22 protein-coding genes and 1 pseudogene are annotated in these 25,778 nt (G+C 68.4%); 7 read left to right on the top strand and 16 right to left on the bottom strand.

Features of this window, described 5'->3' with window-relative positions:
- Nucleotides 1-10 precede the first annotated feature (10 nt).
- Together murU and BFF94_RS31255 are read right to left on the bottom strand one after the other, a co-directional pair.
- Nucleotides 11-730, bottom strand: a complete 720-nt coding sequence (gene murU, locus BFF94_RS31260; RefSeq protein ID WP_219140204.1) for an N-acetylmuramate alpha-1-phosphate uridylyltransferase MurU — start codon at nucleotides 728-730, stop codon at nucleotides 11-13.
- A 40-nt stretch (nucleotides 731-770) separates the two neighbouring features.
- On the bottom strand, nucleotides 771-1,820 hold the full coding sequence (locus BFF94_RS31255) for an aminoglycoside phosphotransferase family protein (protein ID WP_128849509.1): 1,050 nt from the start codon (nucleotides 1,818-1,820) through the stop codon (nucleotides 771-773).
- A 212-nt stretch (nucleotides 1,821-2,032) separates the two neighbouring features.
- Between BFF94_RS31255 and BFF94_RS31250 the strand changes: the two genes are divergently transcribed.
- From BFF94_RS31250 to rsmA, 4 genes are read left to right on the top strand one after another with little or no spacing between them, the layout of a single operon-like run.
- Nucleotides 2,033-4,393: an LPS-assembly protein LptD gene (locus tag BFF94_RS31250; protein WP_128849512.1), complete on the top strand. Its 2,361-nt coding sequence runs from the start codon at nucleotides 2,033-2,035 to the stop codon at nucleotides 4,391-4,393.
- A gap of 51 nt (nucleotides 4,394-4,444) precedes the next feature.
- A complete protein-coding gene (locus tag BFF94_RS31245) occupies nucleotides 4,445-5,803 on the top strand; it encodes a peptidylprolyl isomerase (protein ID WP_128849515.1) in 1,359 nt (452 codons plus the stop codon).
- An 11-nt stretch (nucleotides 5,804-5,814) separates the two neighbouring features.
- A complete protein-coding gene (gene pdxA / locus BFF94_RS31240; protein WP_219140203.1) occupies nucleotides 5,815-6,804 on the top strand; it encodes a 4-hydroxythreonine-4-phosphate dehydrogenase PdxA in 990 nt (329 codons plus the stop codon).
- A 49-nt stretch (nucleotides 6,805-6,853) separates the two neighbouring features.
- The gene (rsmA, locus tag BFF94_RS31235; RefSeq protein WP_128847318.1) at nucleotides 6,854-7,681 is read left to right on the top strand and encodes a 16S rRNA (adenine(1518)-N(6)/adenine(1519)-N(6))-dimethyltransferase RsmA; all 828 of its coding nucleotides are present in this window, start codon (nucleotides 6,854-6,856) and stop codon (nucleotides 7,679-7,681) included.
- Between the two features lie 105 nt (nucleotides 7,682-7,786).
- Here the strand turns inward: rsmA and BFF94_RS31230 are convergent, their stop codons facing one another.
- Nucleotides 7,787-8,722, bottom strand: coding sequence for a DMT family transporter (locus BFF94_RS31230; protein ID WP_128847321.1), 936 nt, complete (start codon nucleotides 8,720-8,722; stop codon nucleotides 7,787-7,789).
- 399 nt (nucleotides 8,723-9,121) lie between these two features.
- Between BFF94_RS31230 and gloA the strand changes: the two genes are divergently transcribed.
- Nucleotides 9,122-9,511, top strand: coding sequence for a lactoylglutathione lyase (gloA, locus tag BFF94_RS31225; RefSeq protein WP_128847323.1), 390 nt, complete (start codon nucleotides 9,122-9,124; stop codon nucleotides 9,509-9,511).
- A 112-nt stretch (nucleotides 9,512-9,623) separates the two neighbouring features.
- Here gloA and BFF94_RS31220 read toward each other — a convergent pair whose 3' ends face one another.
- Genes BFF94_RS31220 through glyQ form a run of 5 tightly spaced genes read right to left on the bottom strand, consistent with a single transcriptional unit; the run spans nucleotide 9,624 to nucleotide 15,066 of the window.
- Nucleotides 9,624-10,511 (bottom strand): M48 family metallopeptidase, encoded by an 888-nt coding sequence (locus BFF94_RS31220; protein WP_219140202.1) that lies wholly within the window; start codon nucleotides 10,509-10,511, stop codon nucleotides 9,624-9,626.
- A gap of 46 nt (nucleotides 10,512-10,557) precedes the next feature.
- On the bottom strand, nucleotides 10,558-11,322 hold the full coding sequence (locus tag BFF94_RS31215) for a lysophospholipid acyltransferase family protein (protein ID WP_128844288.1): 765 nt from the start codon (nucleotides 11,320-11,322) through the stop codon (nucleotides 10,558-10,560).
- Nucleotides 11,323-11,365: 43 nt separating this feature from the next.
- A complete protein-coding gene (gene gmhB, locus BFF94_RS31210) occupies nucleotides 11,366-11,929 on the bottom strand; it encodes a D-glycero-beta-D-manno-heptose 1,7-bisphosphate 7-phosphatase (RefSeq protein ID WP_128844286.1) in 564 nt (187 codons plus the stop codon).
- A gap of 10 nt (nucleotides 11,930-11,939) precedes the next feature.
- Entirely contained in the window at nucleotides 11,940-14,039 is a 2,100-nt protein-coding gene (gene glyS / locus BFF94_RS31205; protein ID WP_128844283.1) for a glycine--tRNA ligase subunit beta, read from the bottom strand.
- Nucleotides 14,040-14,061: 22 nt separating this feature from the next.
- Nucleotides 14,062-15,066 (bottom strand): glycine--tRNA ligase subunit alpha, encoded by a 1,005-nt coding sequence (gene glyQ / locus BFF94_RS31200; RefSeq protein ID WP_128844280.1) that lies wholly within the window; start codon nucleotides 15,064-15,066, stop codon nucleotides 14,062-14,064.
- 333 nt (nucleotides 15,067-15,399) lie between these two features.
- Here glyQ and BFF94_RS31195 point away from each other — a divergent pair, with 333 nt between their 5' ends.
- Nucleotides 15,400-17,022, top strand: coding sequence for a tetratricopeptide repeat protein (locus BFF94_RS31195; protein ID WP_219140201.1), 1,623 nt, complete (start codon nucleotides 15,400-15,402; stop codon nucleotides 17,020-17,022).
- Nucleotides 17,023-17,124: 102 nt separating this feature from the next.
- Here the strand turns inward: BFF94_RS31195 and lnt are convergent, their stop codons facing one another.
- The 8 genes from lnt to BFF94_RS31155 all read right to left on the bottom strand — a co-directional run bounded on the left by lnt (nucleotide 17,125) and on the right by BFF94_RS31155 (nucleotide 25,437).
- A complete protein-coding gene (lnt, locus tag BFF94_RS31190) occupies nucleotides 17,125-18,816 on the bottom strand; it encodes an apolipoprotein N-acyltransferase (RefSeq protein ID WP_219140200.1) in 1,692 nt (563 codons plus the stop codon).
- A gap of 52 nt (nucleotides 18,817-18,868) precedes the next feature.
- Nucleotides 18,869-19,756 (bottom strand): CorC family transporter, encoded by an 888-nt coding sequence (locus tag BFF94_RS31185; protein WP_021160150.1) that lies wholly within the window; start codon nucleotides 19,754-19,756, stop codon nucleotides 18,869-18,871.
- A gap of 311 nt (nucleotides 19,757-20,067) precedes the next feature.
- Nucleotides 20,068-20,217: a hypothetical protein gene (locus tag BFF94_RS31180; protein ID WP_219140199.1), complete on the bottom strand. Its 150-nt coding sequence runs from the start codon at nucleotides 20,215-20,217 to the stop codon at nucleotides 20,068-20,070.
- A 71-nt stretch (nucleotides 20,218-20,288) separates the two neighbouring features.
- Nucleotides 20,289-20,921, bottom strand: coding sequence for a gamma-glutamylcyclotransferase (locus tag BFF94_RS31175; protein ID WP_128844818.1), 633 nt, complete (start codon nucleotides 20,919-20,921; stop codon nucleotides 20,289-20,291).
- A gap of 12 nt (nucleotides 20,922-20,933) precedes the next feature.
- On the bottom strand, nucleotides 20,934-21,710 hold the full coding sequence (gene ybeY / locus BFF94_RS31170; RefSeq protein WP_128844820.1) for an rRNA maturation RNase YbeY: 777 nt from the start codon (nucleotides 21,708-21,710) through the stop codon (nucleotides 20,934-20,936).
- A 130-nt stretch (nucleotides 21,711-21,840) separates the two neighbouring features.
- Nucleotides 21,841-22,887 (bottom strand): PhoH family protein, encoded by a 1,047-nt coding sequence (locus tag BFF94_RS31165; RefSeq protein WP_128844822.1) that lies wholly within the window; start codon nucleotides 22,885-22,887, stop codon nucleotides 21,841-21,843.
- A 29-nt stretch (nucleotides 22,888-22,916) separates the two neighbouring features.
- The gene (miaB, locus tag BFF94_RS31160; RefSeq protein ID WP_128844824.1) at nucleotides 22,917-24,290 is read right to left on the bottom strand and encodes a tRNA (N6-isopentenyl adenosine(37)-C2)-methylthiotransferase MiaB; all 1,374 of its coding nucleotides are present in this window, start codon (nucleotides 24,288-24,290) and stop codon (nucleotides 22,917-22,919) included.
- Between the two features lie 214 nt (nucleotides 24,291-24,504).
- A complete protein-coding gene (locus BFF94_RS31155) occupies nucleotides 24,505-25,437 on the bottom strand; it encodes a LysR family transcriptional regulator (RefSeq protein ID WP_128844826.1) in 933 nt (310 codons plus the stop codon).
- 176 nt (nucleotides 25,438-25,613) lie between these two features.
- On the opposite strand from BFF94_RS31155, the pseudogene BFF94_RS31150 reads away from it, so the two are divergent.
- Nucleotides 25,614-25,778 (top strand): annotated as a pseudogene (locus tag BFF94_RS31150) (ISL3 family transposase); the annotation flags it as partial.

The following is a 25,778-nucleotide window of genomic DNA, read 5'->3' as shown; positions in this document are numbered from 1 at the left end:
GGGCGCTTACTCAGCCCGCGGCGCGCAACCGCGCGTCGAGTTCGCCGAGCTGCGCGGGTGTGCCGACGTTTTCCCAGATGCCTTCATATAATTCGCCGCTCGCGCGGCCGGCCTCGATGGTCGCCTTGAAGTAGGGCGACAGCGCGCGGTGCATGCCGGGCACGATGTCGCGGAACATCCGCGTGTCGTAGACGCCGATGCTGCCGAACGTGACGCGCGGGGCGCCGGTGAGCGACAGCCGGCCGTCGTCGTGGAGCACGAAATCGCCGGCCGGATGGAACGGCGGGTTCGGCACCATGACGAGATGCATCGCGGGGGCGTCGAGCGCGGCCATGCGCGCGGCGTGTGCGGCGAGCGTCCGGTAGTCGAATGCGCAGAACACGTCGCCCGCGACCGCCGCGAACACCGTCGGCCGCCCGTCGCGTTCGAGCAGCGGCAGCGCCTGCGCGATGCCGCCTGCGGTCTCCAGCGCTTCGCCCTCGGCCGAATACGCGAGCCGCACGCCCCAGCGCGAACCGTCGCCGAGCGCGGCCTCGATCCGCTCGCCGAGCCATGCGTGGTTGATCACGATCGTCTCGATGCCCGCACGCGCGAGCGCTTCGATCTGCCACACGATCAGCGGCTTGCCGCCCGCTTCGAGGAGCGGCTTCGGGCGGGTGTCGGTCAGCGGGCGCATCCGTTCGCCGCGTCCGGCGGCGAAGATCATCGCCGTGGTCAGGGTGTTGCTCATGTTCGGCTGGGTATCGGGACGATTGGGACGGTCGGGACGGTCAGAACGTATAGCCCACGTCGGCCGCTGCGTTGCCCTCGAGTTCGTCGAGCAGCTTCGCGAACGGCACGAGCGGGCGATAGCGCAGCGCGACCTTGCGCGCATACGCGAGGAAGCGCGGCAGGTCGTTCAGGTAGTGCGGCTTGCCGTCGCGGTAATTGATGCGTGCGAACAGGCCGAGGACCTTGATGTGGCGCTGCAGCCCCATCCATTCGAGCTGGCGGTAGAACTCGCCGAAATCGGGGTCGACCGGCAGGCCGGCCTTTTTCGCCTTTTCCCAGTAGTACGCAAAGCAGTCGAGCTCGAACTCCTCGTCCCAACTGATGAAGGCGTCGCGCAGCAGCGACACGACGTCGTACGTCAGTGGCCCGTAGACCGCGTCCTGGAAGTCGAGCACGCCCGGGTTCGGCTCGCAGACCATCAGGTTGCGCGGCATGAAGTCGCGCAGCATGAAACCCTGCGGCTGCGCGTGCGCGCTCGCGACCAGCAGCGCGAAGGTGCGGTCGAGCGTGCCGCGCATCGCATCGGTGACGGGCTTGCCGAGGTGGCGGCCGACGTACCATTCGGGCAGCAGTTCCATTTCGCGGCGCAGGAACGCCTCGTCGAACGGCGGCAGCACGTCGGGCTTCGACGTGAGCTGGAAGCGGATCAGCGCGTCGAGCGCTTCGCGCATCAGCGGCCGCGCGGCGGCCGGGTCGGCCGGATCGAGCACCGAGATGTACGACGTGCGGCCGAGGTCCGTCACGAGCATGAAACCCGCGGTGAAATCGTGGGCCAGCACATCCGGCACGTGGTCGCCGGCCGCGGCGAGCAACTGCGCGACCTGGACGAATTCGCGGCACTTCTCGGGCGGCGGCGCGTCGACGGCGATCAGCGCGCCGCCTGGGCTCGTGGCCGACGCGACACGGAAATAGCGGCGGAAACTGGCGTCCGACGACGCGGGTGCGAGGGTCGACAGGTCGAGGGTGTAGCGCTCGGCGAGCGGCTGCAGCCACGCGGTGAGCGCTTCGAGGCGGGCGTCGGACTGGGATGCGGCGGATGGGGGCGTCATGAAACTCGGGGGAGGGGGGAACGTCTTGCCATATAATACCCCACGACTTTTTTGACGCGCCCCGCGTCAGCTTCCGCCGTGCAGGCCCGCCGCCTGTCGCGCCGTCCGCCCGATCGCCTCCCCGGTTTGCGCTCAGCCGCAGTCACGGTTCGACGGCGCGGCTGGCCGTGGGTGAAGGCGCGGTTGACAAGGGGCGATTCGCCAAACGATAGATGCCGCCCAAACCGCTATTCCCGAATGTTTTCCCCGGTGACGGGGTGCCGCGCAAACGGCGGCTCGCGCTCGCGCTCCTGGCCGTGCCCGGCCTCGTGCCGGCCGTGTCGTACGCGCAGCTGTCGGGTGCGGCCGCGCAGCCGCAGCCGCTCGACTCGCCGTGGGATCTGCGTCTCGCGCCCCAGCTCGAGGATCGTCCGCTGAAGGACGGCGCGAAGCCGTCCGCCTTCGTGATCGCCGACCACACGAGCGGCACGGCCGAACAGGACCTGGCCGCCAAGGGTTCGGCCGAGCTGCGGCGCGGCGACGTCGTCGTGAAGGCCGACGCGATCCACTACGATCAGGATACCGACATGGCCGATGCGTACGGCCAGGTCAAGGTGGTCAATTCCGGCACGTCGTTCGTCGGCCCCGAGGCGCATCTGAAGATCGAGGCGAACCAGGGCTTCATGACGGCGCCGAAGTACCACTTCAACGTGACGGGCGGCTCGGGCAGCGCGGAGCGTGTCGACATGGTCGACAACGAGCGCTCGGTGTTCGTCAACGGTACCTACACGGCGTGCCAGTGCTCGACGGACCCGGCGTGGTACATCAAGGGCAGCCGCTTCGACTTCGATACGGGCGCCGACGAAGGCACCGCGCGCAACGGCGTGCTGTTCTTCCAGGGCGTGCCGATCTTCGCGAGCCCGTGGATGACGTTCCCGCTGTCGGGCGACCGGCGCAGCGGCCTGCTGCCGCCGACGTTCTCGGTGAACTCGAGCAACGGGTTCGAGCTGACGCTGCCGTACTACTTCAATATCGCGCCGAACCGCGACCTGACGCTCACGCCGCGCATCATCTCGCGGCGCGGCGTGATGGCCGAGGCGACGTTCCGCTACCTGTCGCCGTCGTATTCGGGCACGTTTACGGCCAACTACCTGCCGAATGACCGGCTCGAGCACCGCAACCGCTACGCGATCTACTGGCAGCACCAGCAGAACTTCGGCGGCGGGTTCGGCGGCTACGTCTACTACAACAAGGTCTCGGACAACACGTATCCCGAACAACTTGGTTCGATGAACCAGTTCATCAACGGGACGCAGACGCTGTACCAGCAGGAAGCGGGCCTCACGTACAACAACGGCCCGTGGTCGGTGCTTGCGCGCTACCAGCACTGGCAGACGCTGCCGCCGTCGATCGCGCCGTACAGCCGCGAGCCGCAGTTGAACGTGAAGTACACGAAGTACAACGTCGGCGGGTTCGACTTCGGCGCGGAAGCCGACTATTCGCGGTTCCGCATCACGACGGGCGATGCGACCGAAGGCGACCGGATCGTCTTCAACCCGTACATCGCGTACGGTGTGTACGGCCCCGGCTACTTCGTCGTGCCGAAGGTGCAGTACCACTTCGCGTCGTACGACCTGAACCACCTGTCGTCGGGCACGCCGAACAGCCCGAAGCGCTTCACCGAGTCGATCCCGACCGTGAGCTTCGATACGGGCCTGATCTTCGACCGCTCGGTGCGCCTGTTCGGCCAGGACTTCATCCAGACCCTCGAGCCGCGCCTGTACTACGTGTACACGCCGTATCGCGACCAGTCGAACGCGCCGCTGTTCGACACCGCGGAATCGGACTTCGGCCTCGCGGAGATCTACCAGCCGAACACGTTCGTCGGCAACGACCGGATCGCCGATGCGAACCGGATCACGGCCGGCCTCACGTCGCGCTTCATCGATCCGCGCACCGGCGACGAGCGTGCGCGCTTCGTGATCGCGCAGCAGTACTACTTCGCCGATCAGCGCGTCACGCTGAATTCCGGTCAGAGCGCCGTGCTGGCGCGCCACTCCGACCTGATCGTCGGCGCCGCGCTGAAGCTCGGCTCGGGCTTCATGTCGGAGACGGCGTTCCAGTACAACCAGAACAACAACCAGCTCGTGAAATCGAGCGTCGGTTTCGGCTACAGCCCGGGTGAGCGCCGCGTGATCAACGTCGGCTACCGCTATACGCGCTCGAACACGACGCTCGACAACCAGCCGATCAACCAGTTCCTGGTGTCCGCGCAATGGCCGCTCACGCGCCGCCTGTATGCGATCGGCCGCTTCAACTACGATCTCGCCGGCGATCGCGTGGTCGACGGTCTGGTCGGCTTACAATACGACGCGGATTGCTGGGCGCTCGGGGTCGGGGTGCAGCGGGCTGCGAACGGCATCAATTCGTCGGGACAGCAGAACTCGTCGACGCGATTCATGATGCAGCTGACGCTCAAGGGCTTGTCGACCGTCGATAACGGCCTCGTGTCCGCATTCCGCGCCGGGGTGCCGGGCTATACGCCGCTGCCGCCGCCGCCGCCGCCGATGTCCCGCTTCAGCAACTACGAGTAACGCCGGCTTGTCTGCACCGGTCAGCACGATTTCAATGGAGTTTCAGTGGCAATGAAGAAAACCCTTCGTTTCGCGGCAGTCGTGTCCAGCCTCGCCGCGTCCGCCGCACTGCTCGCCGCCGCGCCGGCCGCGGCGCAGGCACTCGGTTCGCAAGGTGCGCGGCTCGCCGACGAAGTCGTCGCGGTCGTCAACAACGACGTGATCACGGGCCGCGAACTCGACCAGCGCGCCGGCCTGATCGCGCGCCGGCTGCAGCAGCAGAACGCACCCGTGCCGCCGGACGACCAGTTGCGCGCGCAGGTGCTGAACCAGATGGTGCTCGAGCGGATCCAGGTGCAAAAGGCCAAGGACGACGGGATCCGTATCGACGACGCGACCGTCCAGTCCACGCTGCAGCGCCTCGCGCAAGCGAACGGGATGACGCTCGAACAGTACCGCGCGCGTCTCGAGGCGCAAGGCGTGCCCTGGAGCATCTTCACGAGCGACGCGCGTACCGAGCTGATGCTGTCGAAGCTGCGCGAGCGCGAGGTTGACGGCAAGATCACCGTGTCGGACGCCGAGGTCGCGAACTACATCGCGAGCCAGCGCGGGCCGAATGCGGCGCAGCAGCAGGACCTGCGGTTCCAGCACATCTTCGTCAAGGCACCGGCCAACGCGCCGCAGGCCGACATCGAAGCCGCGCAGAAGAAGGCGGAAGCACTGCTGCAGCAGGCGAAGTCGGGCGCCGATTTCGAGCGGCTCGCGAAGAACAATTCGGAAGCGAACGACGCGAAGAAGGGGGGTGACCTCGGCTTCAAGGCGCCGAGCGCGCTGCCGGCCGACGTCGTCGACGCCGCATCGAAGCTGCGCCCGGGCCAGGTCAACCCGACGCTGATCCGCGTGCCGGACGGCTTCGAGATCGTGCGTCTCGTCGACCGCCGCCAGAGCCAGGGCGCGACCGCCGCGGCACCGAAGATCGTCCAGACGCACGTGCGCCACATCCTGCTGCGCGTGGGCGAAGGCAAGTCGGAAGGCCAGGCGCGCCAGCAACTGGCCGACATCCGCAACCAGGTCGAGGCCGGCGGCGATTTCGCGAAGTTCGCGCGCACCTACTCGCAGGACGGTTCGGCGTCGCAGGGCGGCGATCTCGGCTGGATCAGCCCGGGCGAGACCGTGCCGGAATTCGAGCGCGCGATGAACAACCTGCAGGACGGCCAGGTCAGCCAGCCGATTCGTACCGAGTACGGCTATCACCTGATCCAGGTGCTGAGCCGCCGCGACGCGGAAGGCTCGGTGCAGCAGCAGATGGACATCGCGCGTCAGGCGATCGGCCAGCGCAAGGCCGAGCAGGCGTATGCCGACTGGCTGCGCGAGCTGCGCGATTCGTCGTACGTGCAGTACAAGATCGGCGGCGCCGGCCCGGCGAACTGAGCGAGCTTCAGGTGACGACACCCGCGCTGCAGATCGCGATCACGACCGGCGAACCCGCAGGGGTCGGCCCGGAGCTGACCGTGCAGGCGCTGCGTGACGCCGCGCAGCGCTGGCCCGACGCGCATTTCACCGTGCTCGGCGATGCGGCGCTGCTCGACGCGCGTGCGGCGGCCGTCGGCGCCGGCCAGGCCGCGCTTGCCGGCGGCGGACCGGTGTCGGTCGCGCATCACGCGCTCGCCGTGCCCGCGCACGCGGGCAAGCTGGACGCGGCGAACGGCCGGTACGTGCTCGGGCTGCTCGATGCGGCGATCGACGGCGCGCTGGCGGGCCGGTACGACGCGATCGTTACCGCGCCGCTGCAGAAGAGCACGATCAACGATGCGGGCGTGCCGTTTACCGGCCACACCGAATACCTGGCGGAGCGCACGCATACGCCGCGTGTCGTGATGATGCTGGCGGGCACCGGCGACAGGCCGCTGCGCGTCGCGCTCGCGACGACGCACCTGCCGCTGAAGGACGTGTCGGCCGCGCTGACGGTCGATGGGCTCGTCGAGACGCTCGCGATCATCGATCGCGACCTGCGGCGCGACTTCGGTCTGGCCGCGCCGCGCATCCTCGTGACGGGCCTGAACCCGCATGCGGGCGAGAACGGTTATCTCGGCCGCGAGGAAATCGACGTGATCTCGCCGGCGCTGGCACGCGCGAACGCGCAGGGCATCGACGCGCGCGGCCCGTATCCGGCCGACACGCTGTTCCAGCCGCGCCATCTCGCCGACGCCGATTGCGTGCTCGCGATGTTCCATGACCAGGGGCTGCCCGTGCTGAAGTACGCGACGTTCGGCGAGGGCATCAACGTGACGCTCGGGCTGCCGATCATCCGTACGTCGGTCGATCACGGTACCGCACTCGACCTGGCCGGCACGGGCCGCGCGGATCCGGGCAGCATGATTGCCGCGCTCGACACGGCCGTTACGATGGCACGCCATCGCCGCGCGGCCTGACGCAGCCCGCCCAGACTCCATTCGTCGTATTTTTCGTTTTACTCAGTCGATGTCGAACAGCAGACAGCACCAAGGCCACTTCGCGCGCAAGCGCTTCGGGCAGAACTTCCTCGTCGATCACGGTGTGATCGACTCGATCGTATCGACGATCGGTCCCGCGCGCGGCCAGCGCATGGTCGAGATCGGCCCCGGGCTCGGCGCGCTGACCGGGCCGCTGATCGAGCGTCTTGCGACGCCCGAGTCGCCGCTGCACGCGGTCGAGCTCGACCGCGACCTGATCGGGCGCCTGCAACAGCGCTTCGGCGCGCTGCTCGAGCTGCACGCGGGCGACGCACTCGCGTTCGACTTCCGTTCGCTCGCGGCGCCCGGCGACAAGCCGTCGCTGCGGATCGTCGGCAACCTGCCGTACAACATTTCCAGTCCGCTGCTGTTTCACCTGATGACGTTCGCCGATGCGGTCATCGACCAGCATTTCATGCTGCAGAACGAAGTCGTCGAACGGATGGTGGCGGAGCCGGGCACGAAGGCGTTTTCGCGTCTGTCGGTGATGCTGCAGTACCGCTACGTGATGGAAAAGATGCTCGACGTGCCGCCGGAATCGTTCCAGCCGCCGCCGAAGGTCGATTCTGCGATCGTCCGGATGATTCCGTACGAGCTGCACGAATTGCCGGACGTCGATCCCGTGCTGCTCGGCGAAATCGTCACCGCCGCGTTCTCGCAGCGCCGCAAGATGCTGCGCAATACGCTCGGCGACTACCGCGAGACGATCGATTTCGACGCGCTCGGCTTCGATCTCGCGCGCCGTGCGGAGGACGTGAGCGTGGCCGAATACGTCGGCGTCGCGCAGGCGCTCGCGGCGGTGCGCAAGGCCGGATGACGCGCGCGGCGCACGCCGCGCACCGGATGTGTCGAGGAGGCTGCCCCGCGGGGCAGCCTTTTTCACTATGGGGGCGCGTGGTGCATGCCGGGCGGCTGGCGGCCGTCACGCCCGCCGGCGCGGCGGCGCGTTGACGAGCGCGATGCCGGTCAGAACGAGCGCGGCCGCGGACATGAAGCGCCAGCCGACCGATTCGCCGAGCAGCAGCACGCCGAATGCGACGCCGAACAGCGGCGACAGGAACGTGAAGACGGACAGCCGCGACGCGCTGTAGCGCGTCAGCAGCCAGAACCACGACAGGTAGCTGACGAACGCGACGATCACCGACTGGTACGCGAGGCTCGCCACCGCGACCGGCGTGACGTGCGCGAACGACATCTGGCCGAACAGTGCGGCAAGCGCGACCAGCACGACCGCCGACACCGCGAGCTGGTAGAACAGCGTCTTGCTTGCGCTCGCCCGCGCGAGCGCCGTCGAGCGCACGACGACGGTCGTCGCGGCCCACATCGCACCGCCGAGAATCCCGAGCGCGTCGCCGGCCAGCCCCGCCAGCACGGACGCACCGGGCGCGCGCGGCTTCAGGAAACCGTCCGCGAACGCGAGCGCGATCCCGGCGAATGCAAGGCCGACGCCGGCCCATTGCGTGCGCTGCAGCCGTTCGCCTGGCGCGAACAGGTGCAGGCCGAGCGCGGTGAAGCATGGCGCTGTGTACAGGAAGATCGCCATGTGCGATGCGCTCGTCAGCGTCAGCCCGAAGAACACGCAGATGAATTCGCCGGCGAACAGCGCACCGGCCGCGAGGCCCGCGGTGAACGTGCCGTCCGCCTGGAACAGCGGCGTGCCGCGCGAGCGGGCCCAGCCCCACAGCAGCACCGCGGCGATCACCGAGCGCAACCCCGCCTGGAACATCGGCGCGATGGCGGCGTTCGTGCTCTTGATCGCGACCTGCTGGAAGCCCCAGACCGCGCATAGCAGCAGCATCAGGCCGACGGCGCGTGTGTCGAGCGCGCGGCGCATGGGGGCGGCGGCGAGCGTGGTCATCGGCGGGCCTCGCCAATCCGGCATGGCGGCAGTGAGGTCGGATGAGGGGCGCGTCCGGTGTGCTCGAATCGGCGGTTTCGCACGGCAGTGTGGCTGTATCGGAGGATGGGTGGTCGCGTTCGGGCGGGGAGCACATGCCCGCTTTTGGTGCGAGGTGGAAGATGGTACCCGATCGGCAGGCCAGAGGGGGAGGTCGGGCGCGACCGGTTCTGCCGGCGTACTCGTGCCCGGGCATGTCGGGCCCATGCGCCATATCGGCCGCCCCGGCCAGGCGCCCCCGGCTAGGCGCCCCCGGCTAGGCGCCCCCGGCTAGGCGCCCCCGGCTAGGCGCCCCCGGCGAAGTTCACCCGACTCTGGTAGAGTTCCCGGTTCTGGAAAGGCCCCACAGGAGTACAACACATGCGATTGCTGCATACGATGCTGCGAGTCGGCGATCTCGACCGCTCGATCAAGTTCTACACCGAATTGCTCGGCATGAAGGTGCTGCGCCGCGACGACTATCCGGAAGGCAAGTTCACGCTCGCGTTCGTCGGCTATGAGGACGAAAGCACGGGCACCGTGATCGAGCTGACCCATAACTGGGATACGCCGGCCTACGATCTCGGCAACGGTTTCGGCCACCTGGCGCTCGAAGTCGACGACGCGTATGCGGCGTGCGAGAAGATCAAGGCGCAAGGCGGCAAGGTCACGCGCGAAGCGGGCCCGATGAAGCACGGCACGACCGTGATCGCGTTCGTCGAGGATCCGGACGGCTACAAGATCGAGTTCATCCAGAAGAAGGCGCACTGAGCGCCGGATGAACGGGCCGCGGCGCGCGATGTGTGCCGCGGCGATACGAAACACGGGCGGTGCGGGGGAACCCGCACCGCCCGTGCGCGTTTGCGCGCGTGCCGCCGTGTGCTTACAGCGACGGCAGCAGCTCGGGCGGGTGATGCTTGAGCGTGTGCCGTGCCTCGCGGAACTCGGGGAAGATCGATTCGACGGTCTGCCAGAAGGCCGGGCTGTGGTTCATTTCGCGCAGGTGCGACAGCTCGTGCGCGACCACGTAGTCGATGATCGACATCGGGAAATGGATCAGCCGCCAGTTCAGGCGGATCTTGCCGTCGCTCGAGCAACTGCCCCAGCGCGTCGCGGCCGACGACAGCGCGACCATCGAATACGTGACGCCGAGCTTTTCCGCGTAGACCACGAGGCGTTCGCCGAAGATCCGCTTTGCCTCGCCCTGCAGCCAGCCCTGCACGCGATCCTTGATCTGCTGCATGTCGGCCTGCGCGGGTAGCGGCAGCGAGAGCCGCAGCGCATCGGCGTCGAACGCGACGGCGCCCGCACCGAGCGCGATCGTCACCGTCTTGCCGAGATACGGGAGCTGCGCGCCGTCGCGCCAGTCGATCTGCGGCAGCGCGCGCTGCTCGGTGCGCGTCTTCCACTCCGCGAGCTTCGCGAAGATCCAGCGTTGTTTCTCGGAGATCGCGGCTTCGATGTCGGCGAGCGTGACCCAACGCGGCGCGGTGATCGACAGCCCGCTGCCGTCGATCGTGAAGCCGATCGTGCGGCGCGCCGAGCGCTTCAGGCGGTATTCGAGGACGCGGCTGTCGAGCGCGAACGTGCGTACGCGCGAGCGGTCGGGCGCCGGGCCCGGATCGAGGGGCGCGGCGGGCGCTGCAGCGGGCGGCGCCGGCGGCGTGGCGGGCGCCGACGGTGCGGCGGCCGGCCCGTCGAAGAGCGGCAGGTCCATCTGGCGATGATCGAGGGCCACGACGGCTGGCCGTGGCCGCGGACGCTGTTTCATCAGTTCGCTTCTTTTTGTCGTACGCAACGGCTGCAATCCGGAGGCGTCAGGCACGCGCGGCATCGCGCGTGCCGGCATTGCCCGCCTGGCGATACGAATCCGGATCGATGCGGCGCATTTCCGCTTCGATCCATGCCTCGACCTGCGAGTTCAATGCATCGGGCGTCAGCCCCTCGCTGGGGATCGGCTTGCCGATCGACACGGTGACGACGCCCGGGAATTTCGTGAACGAGTTGCGCGGCCACACCCGCCCTGCATTGTGCGCGATCGGCACGACCGGCGCGCCGGTTTCGATCGCGAAGCGCGCGCCGCCCGTCTTGTACTTGCCCTGCTTGCCGACCGGCGTGCGCGTGCCTTCGGGGAACATGATCATCCATGCGCCTTCCGACAGGCGCTTCTTGCCCTGGCGGATCACCGAGTGGAACGCGTTCTTGCCTTCCTTGCGGTTGATGTTGACCATGTGCAGCAGCCCGAGCGCCCAGCCGAAGAACGGCACGTACAGCAGCTCGCGCTTGAACACGTAGCAGAGCGGCTTCGGCATCAGCGCCGGAAACGCGAGCGTCTCCCACGCGGACTGGTGCTTCGACAGCAGCACGGCCGGGCCGTCGGGCAGGTTGTCCATCCCTTCGATGCGGTAGTGGATGCCGTTCAGCCAGCGCACGACCCACAGCGTCGATTTGCACCAGCCGGCCGCCATCCAGTAGCGCGCGTCGGGGCGCATGAACGGGAACGCGATGAAGCACGCGGTGGCGTACGGCACCGTGTACAGGATGAAGTAGATCAGCAGCAGCAGGGAGCGGATGAAGCGCATCGGCGTCGGTCTGGCGTTAGGGAGGATGCGCACGGCGGCCGCATCACTCGTATTCGTGTGAAAGGAAATCGAGCGCGAACGCGCGCAGGTCGTCGTGGACCTTCGTGCCGGGCGGTAAATTGCCCGCGGCGAGCGTCTTCTTGCCCTTGCCGGTCAGCACGAGGTGCGGCTGGAAGCCGACCGCGACGCCGGCCTGCAGGTCGCGCAGCGAATCGCCGACGGCCGGCGTGTGATCGGGATCGATCTCGAAGCGTTCGGCGATCATCTGCATCATGCCGGGTTTCGGCTTGCGGCAGTCGCAGTGATCCTCGGCCGTATGCGGGCAGAAGAACACCGCATCGATGCGCGCGCCGACCGCGGCCGCCGCGCGATGCATCTTCAGGTGCATCTCGTTGAGCGTGGCCATGTCGAACAGCCCGCGACCGATGCCGGACTGGTTGGTCGCGACGACCACGCGATAGCCTGCGTGGTTGAGCCGGGCGATGGCCTCGAGGCTACCGGGTAGCGCGATCCATTCGTCGGTCGTCTTGATGAACGCATCCGAATCGACGTTGATCACGCCGTCCCGGTCGAGGACGACGAGCTTTCGGTTGGGGCTGATCGGCATCGTGCGGCCCTTATGCGGCGAGCTTCGAGATGTCGGCGACGCAGTTCATCTGCTGGTGCAGCGCGGACAGCAGCGCGAGACGGTTCGCTCGCAGCGCGGGATCGTCCGCGTTGACCATCACGTCGTTGAAGAACGTGTCGACCGGCGCACGCAGCGCGGCGAGCGCAGACAGCGCGCCCGTGTACGCACGCGCCTCGAGCTGCGACTGCACGTGCGGCGTCACGGCCGCGAGCTGTTCGTGCAGCGCCTTCTCGGCGGCCTCGACGAGCAGCGTCGGCTGCACCGCGCCGTTCGCGCCGCCTTCCGACTTCTTCAGGATGTTCGAGATCCGCTTGTTCGCGGCCGCGAGCGCTTCGGCTTCCGCGAGGTGCGTGAATTCGCGCACCGCGTCGAGGCGCGCGACGAGATCGTCGACGCGCGTCGGGTTCAGGCTCAGCACCGCGTCGATTTCACCGGCCGAATAGCCGCGCTCGCGCAGCAGGCCGCGCAGGCGGTCCATGAAGAACGCGAGGATCGCATCGGTCGATTCGGCCACGCCCGGCACGCCTTCGAAGCGTGCATGGGCCGTGCGCAGCAGCGACACGAGATCGAGCGGCAACTGTTTCTCGAGCAGCAGGCGCAGCACGCCGAGCGCGTGGCGGCGCAGCGCGAACGGATCCTTCTCGCCGGTCGGCGCGAGGCCGATGCCCCAGATGCCGACGATCGTCTCGAGCTTGTCGGCGAGCGCGACCGAGGTCGACACGGGCGTGGTCGGCAGCGCGTCGCCGGAGAAGCGCGGCTGGTAGTGCTCGGCGCATGCGAGCGCGACGTCGTCGGCTTCGCCGTCGTGGCGCGCGTAGTACGTGCCCATCGTGCCCTGCAGCTCCGGGAACTCGCCGACCATGTCGGTCAGCAGGTCGGCCTTCGCGAGGCGCGCGGCGCGCTTCGCATGCGCGGCGTCGGCGCCGATCGCGGACGCGATCTCGCCGGCCAGCGCCTCGAGGCGCTCGACGCGCGCGAGCGCCGAACCGAGCTTGTTGTGATACACGACGTTCGCGAGCTGCGGCACGCGCTCGGCGAGCGGCTTCTTCTTGTCCTGCTCGAAGAAGAACTTTGCATCGGCGAGGCGCGGGCGCACGACGCGCTCGTTGCCTTCGATGATCTCGCCCGGCGTCTTCGTCTCGATGTTCGACACGATCAGGAAGCGCGAGCGCAGCTTGCCGTCGATGTCGGTCAGCGCGAAATACTTCTGGTTCGTCTGCATCGTGAGGATCAGGCATTCCTGCGGAACCTGCAGGAATTCGTCCTCGAAGCGGCACGGGTAGACGACCGGCCATTCGACCAGCGACGTCACTTCGTCGAGCAGCGCTTCGGGCATCACGACCGTGTCGCCGTTCGCGTGTTCGTTCAGCTGCGTGCGGATCGTTTCGCGGCGATCGGCGAAGTGCGCGATCACGCGGCCCTTGTCGCGCAGCGTGTCGGCGTAGGCGCGCGCATGCTGGATCGCGACGAGGCCGTCGGACAGGAAGCGGTGGCCGAGCGTGGTGTCGCCGGCGTCGATGCCGAACGCGGTGACGGGCACGATGCGATCGTCGTGCAGCACCGTCAGGCGATGCACCGGGCGCACGAACTTCACGTCGGAGCCGTCCGGGCGCTGGTAGGTCATGAACTTCGGGATCGGCAGCTTCGCGAGCGTTTCGTCGAGCGCGGCCTGCAGCCCGTCGGCGAGCGTCGAGCCGGCTGCCGAGTAGTTGACGAAGAACGCTTCGGCCTTGCCGTCCTGCGCGCGCTCGAGATCGGCGATCGACAGGTTCGGGTGGCCGAGCGCCGCGAGCTTCTTCGCGAGCGGGGCCGTCGGCTTGCCTTCGGCGTCGAGCGCGACCGACACGGGCAGGACCTTTTCGCGGACCTGCTTTTCAGGCGCGACGGCGCGCACGTTCTGCACGACGACGGCGAGGCGGCGCGGCGTGGCGTAGCGTTCGAACACGAGTTCGCCGTCGATGAGGTCGCGCGCCGCGAGGCGTTGCGCGAGACCTTCGGCGAATGCGTCGCCGAGGCGCGCGAGGGCCTTCGGCGGCAGCTCTTCGGTCAGCAGTTCGACGAGCAGGGGGGCGGGATGATTGTGCGTCATGATTGGAATAAATCTCGTCTCGTCAGTCCTGATCGATCTTGCGTTCGACCTTGAGCGGCGGCGCCCATGCCGGCTGTGCGGCGTCCTGGGCATCGGTGGTGAGGCCCGGCACGCCCGGCGGGTTGCCGAGCATCGGGAAGCCGAGCTTCTCGCGCGAGTCGTAGTAAGCCTGCGCGACGAGACGCGACAGCGCGCGGATGCGGCCGATGTACGCCGCGCGTTCGGTGACCGAGATCGCGCCGCGCGCGTCGAGCAGGTTGAACGTGTGGCCGGCCTTCAGCACGAGTTCGTATGCGGGCAGCGCGAGCTGCGCGTCGATCATCTTCTTCGCTTCCGCTTCGTAGCTGTTGAAGAACGTGAACAGCAGGTCGACGTTCGCATGCTCGAAGTTGTAGGTCGACTGCTCGACCTCGTTCTGGTGGTAGACATCGCCGTACGACAGGCGGCGGAGCTCGGGGCCGTTCGGGCCCTGCTCTTCCCACTCCGTCCACACGAGGTCGTACACGTTCTCGACCTTCTGCAGGTACATCGCGAGGCGCTCGAGGCCGTACGTGATCTCGCCGAGCACCGGCTTGCATTCGAGGCCGCCGACCTCCTGGAAATACGTGAACTGCGTGACTTCCATCCCGTTCAGCCACACTTCCCAGCCGAGGCCCCACGCGCCGAGCGTCGGGTTTTCCCAGTCGTCCTCGACGAAGCGCACGTCGTTCTGCTGGAGGTCGAAGCCGAGCGCCTCGAGCGAGCCGAGGTACAGGTCGAGGATGTTCTCCGGTGCCGGCTTGAGCACGACCTGGTACTGGTAATAGTGCTGCAGGCGGTTCGGGTTCTGGCCGTAGCGGCCGTCCTTCGGGCGGCGCGACGGCTGCACGTAGGCGGCGCGCCACGGCTCGGGGCCGACCGCGCGCAGGAACGTGTGGACGTGCGACGTGCCCGCGCCGACTTCCATGTCGATGGGCTGGAGCAGAGCGCAACCCTGCTTGTCCCAGTAGGACTGCAGCGTCAGGATGATTTGCTGAAACGTAAGCATGAAGAGCCTTCGTGGCGCTGGCGCTCCGTTGCGGGCGGCGCTCCGGGCAGGGGCCGGAGGGTCGGCTCGCGCGGCGGCGCGGCTTGTTAGTGTGCTGAAACGCGTAATTTTACCGGATCGGCGACCGGATGCGGCCGGAACACGGATGAAGGGGCCGTCGGCGGCGTTCCCGTGGCTCGCACGCTGCCTGTGCGCGGGTGGCCGATGCGTGCGGTGGGCTCACGCGTGCGGCGTCGCGATGCGCTTGCCGCACCGCGTTCCGCGGGCGTTAAGATGCGCGTATTGCGGTGCGCGCGACGCCTGCCGCGCCACCGATTGCCGAGCCCGGACCGCATGGACGATACGCACGACTTCCTCATTCCGCTGATGCCGCCGCTGCTTGCGCTGCTCGGGCAGGCCGCCGACGCGCGCTCGCGCGGCGAGCGCGATGCGCACGCGCTCTGGCTGAGCGCCGCCGGCCATCTGCATGCCGTCGACATGGCCGCGCTCGCGCAGCTCACCGCGGCGCTCGTCGCGCGGCAGCGCACGGCCGACGCGCTCGCGCTGGCCGAATGCGCGGCGCGCGTGTATCCCGATGCCGGTGCCCGCTTCAATCACGGCTATGCGCTGCAGATGCTCGGCCGTCACGCCGACGCGATCGCGCCGTACCGCGCCGCCCATGCGCTCGATCCGGGCTGGCCGTCGCTGCGCAACAACCTCGCGATCGCGCTGCGGCTGTCGGGCGGCGACCGCCGCGAGGAAATCGCGCTGCTCGAAGGGGCCGTGGCGGCCGATCCGCTCGACGTGCAGGCGTGGATCAACCTGGTCGTCGCGCGGCTTGCGACGCAGGACCTCGACGGTGCGCTCGCGTGCGCGGCGCGGCTCGCGGAGATCGCGCCCGACAATGCGCTCGCGATGAACAACATCGCGATGGCGATGAAGGAGGCGCAGCGCTGGGACGACGCGGAGCGTTACGCGGCGCGCGCGTGCGATCTGGCGCCCGACGACGCGTCGTTCCGTTTCAACCTCGCGATCATCCGGCTCGTGCGCGGCAACTTCGCGGCCGGCTGGCGCGGCCACGAGGCGCGCTGGGACGGCGCCGGCGAACTGCGCGGCCGCCGGCCGGCGTTGCCGGGCCTGCGCTGGCAGGGCGAGCCGCTCGCGGGCAAGACGCTGCTCGTGTGGGGCGAGCAGGGGCTCGGCGACGTGCTGCAGTTCGCCCGCTTCGTCGCACCGCTCGCCGAGCGCGTGCACCGGGAGGGCGGCCGGCTCGCGTGGAACACGTTTCCGCAGGTGGGCGCGCTGATGGAACGCAGCCTCGGCGCACACGCGGACGCGTTCAGCGCGGGCGGCGGCATCGACGTGTTGCCCGCCTTCGACTACGAAGTGCCGTTGATCGGCCTGCCGCTGATGCTCGGGATGGAGACGTCGACGCTCGCGTCGTCGGTGCCGTACCTGCGGGCCGATTCGCACGCGCGCGACGCGTGGCGCGCGCGGCTCGCCGGCGACGGCCGGCTGAAGGTCGGGCTCGTGTGGACGGGCAGCGCGGGACACCAGCGCAATCCGTTCCGGCGCGTCGGGCTCGAGCGCTATGCCGATGCGTTTCGCGGGATCGACGGCGTCGCGTTTCATTCGCTGCAGCCGGGCGCGGACGCGGATGTCGCCGCGGCGCGCGCGGCCGGTTTTGCGATCGAAGACTTCACGGCCGAACTGAAGAGTTTCGACGATACGGCCGCGTTCATCGGCGCGCTGGATCTGGTGATCACGGTGTGCACGTCGGTCGCGCACCTGTCGGGCGCGCTGGGTGCGCGCACGTGGGTGCTGCTCGACGTGAATCCGCACTGGCCGTGGCTGCTCGAACGCACCGACAGCCCGTGGTATCCGACCGCCACGCTGTACCGGCAACGAACGTTCGGCGCGTGGGAACCGGTGATGGAGGACGTGAGCCGCGACCTGCGGAGCCTGGCCGCACGGTAGGCTCGATCGGCCCGGCAGGCCTGAGCGGCCGGCCGGTTCGCGCTCACGCACCGCCGCGTGCGGCGGCGGCCTCCACGCAGTGCGCAGCGGCCGCCGGTTGCGTCATGCCGGCTTATCGCCGCCGTTGTTCCGGCCGTTGCGCCGGCGCAGCCCGGGCCCGAACGTGAAGCCGAACGCGAGCAGCACGAACGACACCGCGAGCACGATGTTGTTGCCGCTCGTCACGTACGGCGTGAAGCCGCTCGTGCCTTCGATCCGCACGTCGAGCGAGCCGATCGTGAACGGCTTCAACTGGCCGAGCACGCGGCCGCGCGCATCGATCGCGGCCGTCATCCCCGTGTTGGTCGAGCGCAGCATCGGCCGGCCCGTCTCGAGCGAACGCATCCGTGCGATCTGCAGGTGCTGGTCGAGCGCGATCGTGTCGCCGAACCACGCGAGGTTCGTCACGTTGACGAGCACGCCCGGCGGCTGCGGGTTGTCGCGGATCGTCGCGGCGATTTCCTCGCCGAACAAGTCCTCGTAGCAGATGTCGGCCATCACGGGCTGGTTGTGGACCAGGAACGGCTTCTGCACGGGCGCGCCGCGCGCGAAGTCGCCGAGCGGCATCTTCATCAGGTTGACGAACCACCGGAAGCCCCACGGGATGAATTCGCCGAAGGGCACGAGGTGATGCTTGTCGTAGTGATAGATGTCGCGCGAGTTCGGCGTCACGCCGTACAGGCTGTTCGTATAGTCGACGTAGCGGCCGTCCTCGGTCACCGATGCGCCGACCGCGCCGAACAGCACGGCCGAGCCCGTCGTGTCGCTGAACTTGCGGATCGCGACGGCGAACGGCTCGGGCAGCTCCTGGATCATCACCGCGATCGCGGTCTCGGGCGTGACGATCAGGTCGGCGGGCTTCTCGATGATCATCTGCGTGTACATCTTGATCGCCGCGTCGATGCCCGCTTCCTCGAACTTGATGTCCTGCTTCACGTTGCCCTGCAGCAGCCGCACGGTGAGCGGCGTGTTCGCGGGCACGGTCCACGTGACCTGCGACAGCCCGAGGCCGGCCGCGACGAGCGCGACGGCGATGCCGGCCGGCGCGGCGACGCGGATGCGCGCACTGCCGCCGGCCGCGCTTTCACGTGCGGGCGACGGGCGCGCGGCGGCAAGCGACTGCACGACCAGCGCGGCGAACAGCGCGAGCACCCACGCGATCCCGTACACGCCGGCGACCGGCGCGAAGCCCGCGAACGGGCCGTCGACCTGCGGGTAGCCGCTCGCGAGCCAAGGAAAGCCGGTGAACACGGTGCCGCGCAGCCATTCGCCGAGGGCCCACGCGCTCGCGAATGCGAACGCGCCGTGCCAGGTCGGCGAGAACGGCCGCGGGTCGGGCTCGCGGCGATGCCACGCGTGGCCCGCGCAGAACGACCACAGCCCGGCGGAGAACGCCGGGTACAGCGACAGGTACAGCGAGAACAGCACGAGTGCGCCGCCCGCGAGCGGCGCGGCCATCTCGCCGTACACGTGCATGCTGATGTAGAGCCACCAGACGCCGCTGATGAAGTTGCCGAAGCCGAACGCGCCGCCCGTGAGCGCGGCGCCGCGCCAGCTCGACGTGCGCGTCAGTTGCGCGAAAAACCAGACGAATACGACGAGTTGCAGCCAGCCGCCGTGCGGCGTCGGTGCGAAGCTGAGCGTATTGGCTGCGCCGGCGAGCAGCGCGGCCGGATAGTGCCAGCGCGGCAGCGCGCGGCCGGGCGCCGGCGCGAGAAGGCCGCCAGCCGGGCGGGACGGGATCGGATCGTCCATGTGAAGCGGAAGTGGGCGAGCGGTTGAAGGAGACGCGGCTGGCGCGGGACGGTCAGTCCTCGTGCGAGGTTTCGGCGCGACGGCTGGCGAGCGGGTTGCGGCGCACCAGCAGCACATGAACCTGGCGCGCATCGCCGCGCTGGATTTCGAATACGAGGTTGCCGAGCTGCAGCTTTTCGCCGCGGTGCGGAACCCGTCCGAAATGATGGGTGATCAGGCCGCCGATCGTGTCGACTTCGTCGTCGGGGAAATCGGTGCCGAATGTCTCGTTGAACTGTTCGATCTCGGTGAGCGCGCGCACGCGGTAGCGGCCGTCCGGCCCCGAGATGATGTTGCCGGCTTCTTCGTCGAAGTCGTATTCGTCCTCGATGTCGCCGACGATCTGTTCGAGCACGTCCTCGATCGTGATCAGGCCCGCGACGCCGCCGTACTCGTCGACGACGATCGCGAGGTGGTTGCGGTTCACGCGGAAGTCGTGCAGCAGCACGTTCAGGCGCTTCGATTCGGGAATGAACACGGCCGGGCGCAGCATCCCGCGCACGTCGAACTCTTCTTCGGCGTAGAAGCGCAGCAGATCCTTCGCGAGCAGCACGCCGATCACGTTGTCGCGGTTTTCCTCGTACACGGGGTAGCGCGAGTGCGCCTTTTCGAGGACGAACGGGATGAAATCCTCGGGCTTGTCGGCGATGTTGATCGCGTCCATCTGCGCGCGCGGCACCATGATGTCACGCGCGCACAGGTCGGATACCTGGAACACGCCTTCGATCATCGACAGCGAATCGGCGTCGATCAGGTTGCGTTCGTGGGCGTCCTGGAGGATTTCCAGCAGCTCGCCGCGGGATTCGGGCTCGGGCGAGATGAAGTCGGTCAGGCGCTCGAGCAGCGAGCGCTTTTCTTGCGGTTTGTCGGTTGGCTTACGACTGGGATACGAATCGTTCATGGTGGTGCGCCCGGGTCGTGCCGGGGCGCGCTGTCACGGAGTAGGCAAGGATACACCAAGGGCACGACGCGGCCGTGTCACCCCGGCCGCACGGCCAGGGCGGGCAGCTCGCGCGGGCCTCGCTCGCGGACGGCCGCGCCGGGGCGCGACACCGTCCTCGGGTCCATCCTATCCCAGAAAAAGGGCGGTGGGGCAGCGGCGGCAAAAAACGGAACCGGGAAGGGCGGGCAGGCGCGAAGCGGGAAGGCGTCCGGCCGACGCCGCCCGTGGCGGCGACATTCTGCCGCACGCGGGCGCCGCCGGGCCGCGGTTCAGAACCGCATGCCGGTCGAGCAGCCGCCGGCGGCCGCGCCGTTGGTCGCGGCGCCGCCGCAGCCCAATATCCCGCAGCCGGACAGCGCGACGCTCGCGGCGACGATCAGCGCGGCGACCTTGCAATGCGACCAGTGTGACGGTTTCATCGGTAGTGTCCTGATTCGAATGCGCGGGCGGGGCGGCATCGCATGGCGGCCAAGCCGGGCGTCGTGTCGCGTCACCGGCATCGCGCGAGCAGCCCTTCCAGCGCGCGATCGGGGATGCCGCTCGCGCGCAGCGCGTCGACCGTGCGGCTCACGTAGTCGAGCGTCGTGCCGTAGCGGCCGGCCGCGCAGCCGAACACTGCCTTCACGACGGGGTCGGACAGCTTGCCCGTATAGGTCGGTACGTCGCGGCGCATCACGAACGCGAGCGCGTTCACGCGTTCGCCGTTCTCGAGCGAGCACGGCAGCCACGCGGGCCGGTACGAACCCATCGGCATTTCGCGCTTCCACAGCGTCTCGAGGTGCGGCTGCGCGGTCGGGCCCGCGAGCCGGAACGCGATGCCCGAGCACGAGCCGCCGCGATCGAGCGCGAGCACGAGGCCCGGGCGTTCGGGCGTGCCGCGGTTCACGCGCGACCACAGGTAGAGCCCGCGATGGTAGCCGTGCACCTTGCCGCGCACGGCGGCGACGGTCGGCAGCCCCGGGTTCCAGATCAGCGAGCCATAACCGAACAGCCAGAGATCCTGCCGGCCGTCCCAGTCGCGCATCGTGTGCGCGAGCGATGCCGCGAGCTCGTCTTCCGTCAGCAAGCGCCCGTCGCCGATCGACGGCGGATAGGCGGGCGGGAGCATCGCGGCGTTGCGCATCGTGCGGCCGGCTTACTGGTACGGGTTCGGGAAGCCCAGCTTCGCGAGGATGTCGACTTCGAGCGCTTCCATTTCGGCCGCGTCCTCGTCGCTCGTCTCGTGGTCGTAGCCCTGCGCGTGCAGCGCGCCGTGCACCAGCAGGTGCGCGTAGTGGGCCGTGAGCGGCTTGCCCTGGTCGTGCGCTTCCTTCTCGACGACCGGGCAGCACAGCACGAGGTCGCCGATCACGGTGCCGTCGGGCGCCGTGTCGTATGCGAAGGTCAGCACGTTGGTCGGATAGTCCTTGTGGCGGTAGCCGGCGTTCAGCGTGCGGCCTTCGTTTTCGCCGACGAAGCGCACGGTGAGCTGCGCGCTGGCGAACAGCGCCGGCTCGATCCATTCGGCGATCAGCTTGCGCTTGGGGCACGTCTTGCGCACGTCGCTCGTGATCTCGTCGCCGTACTGCACGGACAGGTCGAGTTCCGGCGCGCGCAGCTCGTCTTCGATTTCGTCTTCGCGCGGCGCGAGTTCGGCGCCCACGTGCAGCGTCACGCTGTCGTAGTGCTCGGGCTGCAGCGCGAGCTTCGCGCGCATCGCCGGATCGTTGTGCTGCGCGACGATCGCGACGGCCGCGTCGCCCGAGCTGCCCGACAGGTCGAACATCAGGCTGCGACCGTCCGGGAAGTCGATCCGCAGCCCTTGCGCGCTGACGGTCCGGGCCTTGCCCTTCGCATCGAACAGCGAAAGGCGGGGAGATTCGGGCGCGGCGGACTGGGCGCGCCCGGACTTGCGGGAACGGGAGGATTTCATGACGCGTGCGGCGATTGGGACGCGTTGAGGATACACCAAACGGCCGATCGCACCCGAATTCGCGCGGGCGAAAAAAAGCCCGGCGCGCCGTCTGGCGGGCCGGGCCGGGGCAGCGCACGGGCGCCGCCGGTCAGCCGTCCTGGTGCTGCGCGTGGAATTCGTCGTATGCCTCGACGATGCGCGCGACGAGCGGATGGCGCACGACGTCCACGCTCGTGAAACGCGTGAGCGCGATGCCGCGCACGCCGCCGAGCACCTGCTGCGCCTCGACGAGGCCGCTCTTGTGGCCGCGCGGCAGGTCGACCTGGCTCGTGTCGCCGGTCACGACCGCCTTCGAGCCGAAGCCGATCCGCGTGAGGAACATCTTCATCTGCTCGGGCGTCGTGTTCTGCGCCTCGTCGAGGATGATGAATGCGTGATTCAGCGTGCGGCCGCGCATGTACGCGAGCGGCGCGATCTCGATCATCTGGCGCTCGAACATCTTCGCGGTCTTGTCGAAGCCGAGCAGGTCGTACAGCGCGTCGTACAGCGGACGCAGGTACGGATCGACCTTCTGCGCGAGATCGCCCGGCAGGAAGCCGAGCCGTTCGCCGGCCTCGACGGCCGGGCGCGTCAGCACGATCCGCTTGACCTGGTCGCGCTCGAGCGCGTCGACCGCGCACGCGACCGCGAGGTAAGTCTTGCCGGTGCCGGCCGGCCCGACGCCGAACGTCACGTCGTGCGACAGGATCTGCTTCAGGTATTCGCGCTGCGCGGGCGTGCGGCCGCGCAGGTCGGCGCGCCGCGTATACAGCTTCGGCCCGGGCTCTTCGCCCGGCGCTTCGTCGTCGATTTGCACGACGGGTTCGTCGAACGGATGGTCGGGGTCGCCGCGAAAGCGCACGTCGAGCGTGTCCTGGCGGCCGTTGCCGGCCGTGTGGCGCACTTCGACCAGCGCAAGCTGGATGTCGTCGACCGACAGCGGATCGCGCGCGCGGTTGTAGAAGTTTTCGAGCGCGGCGTGCGCGAGCTTGGCGCCGCGCCCGCGGATCGTGATCCGGTGGCCGCGCCGCGCGAGCGTGACGTCGAGCGCCTGTTCGATCTGCCGCAGGTTCTCGTCGAGCGGGCCGCAGAGGTTGGCGAGGCGCGCGTTGTCGTCGCGCGGTGCGGTGAATTCCAGTGCTTGGACGGTCTTCAAAGTAGCGTCGGGCTCCTGTGGAACGTCAGTCAGTGGGTGGCCGCGCTCGCGTCGTCGCTGACGAGCAGGAGCTCGCCGCGCAGCGAGTGCGGGTACGCATGGTTGATCTTCACGTCGATCATCTGGCCGATCAGGCGCGGGTGCGACGCGAGCGGCGCCGGGAAATTCACGACCCGGTTGTTCTCGGTGCGGCCCGCGAGTTCGTTCGGGTCTTTGCGCGACGGGCCCTCGACGAGGATCCGCTCGACCTTCCCGACCATCGACCGGCTGATGCGCGCGACGTTTTCCTCGATGGTCGCCTGCAGATGTTGCAGGCGTTTGAGCTTCACTTCACGCGGCGTGTCGTCGTGCAGGTTCGCGGCCGGCGTGCCGGGGCGCGGGCTGTAGATGAACGAGAAGCTCGTGTCGTAGCTCATGTCGTGCACGAGCGCCATCATCTTGTCGAAATCGTCCTCGGTCTCGCCGGGGAAGCCGACGATCATGTCGGTCGACAGCGACAGGTCGGGGCGGATCGCGCGCAGCTTGCGGATCACCGACTTGTATTCGAGCACCGTGTAGCCGCGCTTCATCGCCATCAGGATGCGGTCGGAGCCGTGCTGGACGGGCAGGTGCAGGTGGCTCACGAGCTTCGGCACCTTCGCGTAGGTGTCGATCAGGCGTTGTGTGAATTCCTTCGGGTGCGACGTCGTGTAGCGGATCCGCTCGATGCCGGGGATGTCGGCGACGTATTCGATCAGCGTCGCGAAATCGGCGATGTCGGACGAGCCGGCCGTCAGCGCGCCGCGGTATGCATTCACGTTCTGGCCGAGCAGCGTGACTTCGCGCACGCCCTGGTCGGCGAGGCCGGCCACTTCGGTCAGCACGTCGTCGAGCGGGCGCGATACTTCGTCGCCGCGCGTGTACGGCACCACGCAGTAGCTGCAGTACTTCGAGCAGCCTTCCATGATCGACACGAACGCGCTCGGCCCCTCGACGCGCGCGGGCGGCAGGTGGTCGAACTTCTCGATCTCGGGGAACGTGATGTCGACCTGCGCGCGGCCGCTCGCGCGGCGCGCGTCGATCATCTGCGGCAGGCGGTGCAGCGTTTGCGGGCCGAACACGAGGTCGACGTAGGGGGCGCGCGACACGATCGACGCGCCTTCCTGGCTCGCGACGCAGCCGCCGACGCCGATCAGCAGGCCGGGCTTCGCTTCCTTCAGCTCGCGCACGCGGCCGAGATCGGAGAACACCTTCTCCTGCGCCTTTTCACGGACCGAGCACGTGTTGAACAGGATGATGTCCGCGTCTTCCGGCGTATCGGTCTTTTCGAGGCCCTCGGCCGCATTCAGCACGTCCACCATCTTGTCCGAGTCGTACTCGTTCATCTGGCAGCCGAAGGTCTTTACGTAAACTTTCTTGGTCATGGGGATTCGCCGTTCGCAGTGGTTGACCTGGGGGCGTCGTCAAGGGTGAATCGGGACGGCCGTGCGCTGCGCGCAGATTGCGCGCGCCAAGCATGAAGAGCCGTCGGGAAAGCTTTCCATTATAGCTTTTCACGCCGCCCCGGACCGGTGGCGGGTTGCGGCCGCGCGCCGCCGCCTGTCAGGTCCCGACCCCTTGGCGGCGGCGCGCCGGCCGTCAGCGGCACGCGTTCAGCAGGTCGTCGAGCGCGGCTTCCTCGCGCGCGAAGCGTTCGACGAGGAAGTCGAGCAGCACGCGCACGCGCGGCGCCATGTAGCGCTTGCCGGGGTAGATCGCGTGCAGCGGCGCGCCCTGGTGCCGCCAGTCGGGCAGCAGGACCTTGAGCCGCCCGGCGCGTATGTCGTCGGCGACATCCCAGATCGAGTTCAGCACGATGCCGTTGCCGCGCAGCGCCCACTCGCGGGCGAGGCCGCCGTCGTTGGTCTCGAACGCAGTGGCGAGCGGCACCGTGCAGGTCTGCGTGTCGTCGCCGCGCGTGAAGCGCCACGTGTTCATCGGCCCGGATGCCACCGTGATCACGTTGCACGGAAAGCGGGCCAGATCGTGCGGATCGCGCGGCGTGCCGTGGCGTTCGACGAACGACGGCGCCGCGCACGGCACGCGCCGGTCGGCGGCGAGCCGGCGTGCGATCAGTGCGCCGTCGGGCGGCGCGGCGAAGCGGATCGCGAGATCGATCTCGTCCTGCCACAGGTTCACCGTCGAGTCGGACGCCGTCAGCGAGAACGTCACGTCCGGGTAGCGCGCGGTGAATTCGTCGAGCCAGTCGAGCAGCCGGCGGCGGCCAAAATCGGACGTTGCCGACAGCCGCACGCGGCCGCCGACGACGTTGCGGCCGGCCTGCAGCAGCGCGTTTGCGTCGTCGAGCGCCTGCAACGCCTGCCGGCACCCGTTCAGGTACAGGCGGCCCTCGTCGGTGAGCCGCAACTGCCGGGTCGAACGGTCGAACAGCCGGGTCGTGACCGCCGCCTCGAGTTTCGCGAGGCGCGCGCTCGCGGCGGCCGGCGTGAGGTTCAGCTTGCGCCCGGCAGCGGACAGGCTGCCCAGTTCCGCCGCCTCGACGAACAACCGGATATCGCCCAGTCGGTCCATGCGATTTTCCAGAAATTTTTGAAAATGGTTCAAATGCCAAGCCAATTATCAAATATAGGCGTCTTCGGGACAATGCGCGCACATCCCGTTTTTTTTGGTTCTTCGCAGGAAACCGTGGAGGGTTTGAGGGCGATTGCGTAATCTGACGCCTGACTTTAGGAGGTCAGGAGGAAGAATTGCTCGATCGCAAGGCACTTCAAGCGCTGGGTTGCTGGACCGGCTATCGGTTAGAGCGGGTGGAATGGCCGGAAGGAGAAAGCCACACGCTGTCGCTGTATCTGAAGCCGGTCAGCAAGGTGATGTACTGCGAACAATGCGGGGCGCGCTGCCAGCAGATCCAC

This window comes from Burkholderia catarinensis (genome assembly GCF_001883705.2).
Classification (GTDB): Bacteria; Pseudomonadota; Gammaproteobacteria; order Burkholderiales; family Burkholderiaceae; genus Burkholderia; species Burkholderia catarinensis.
This window is presented reverse-complemented; position numbering and strand designations above follow the sequence as displayed.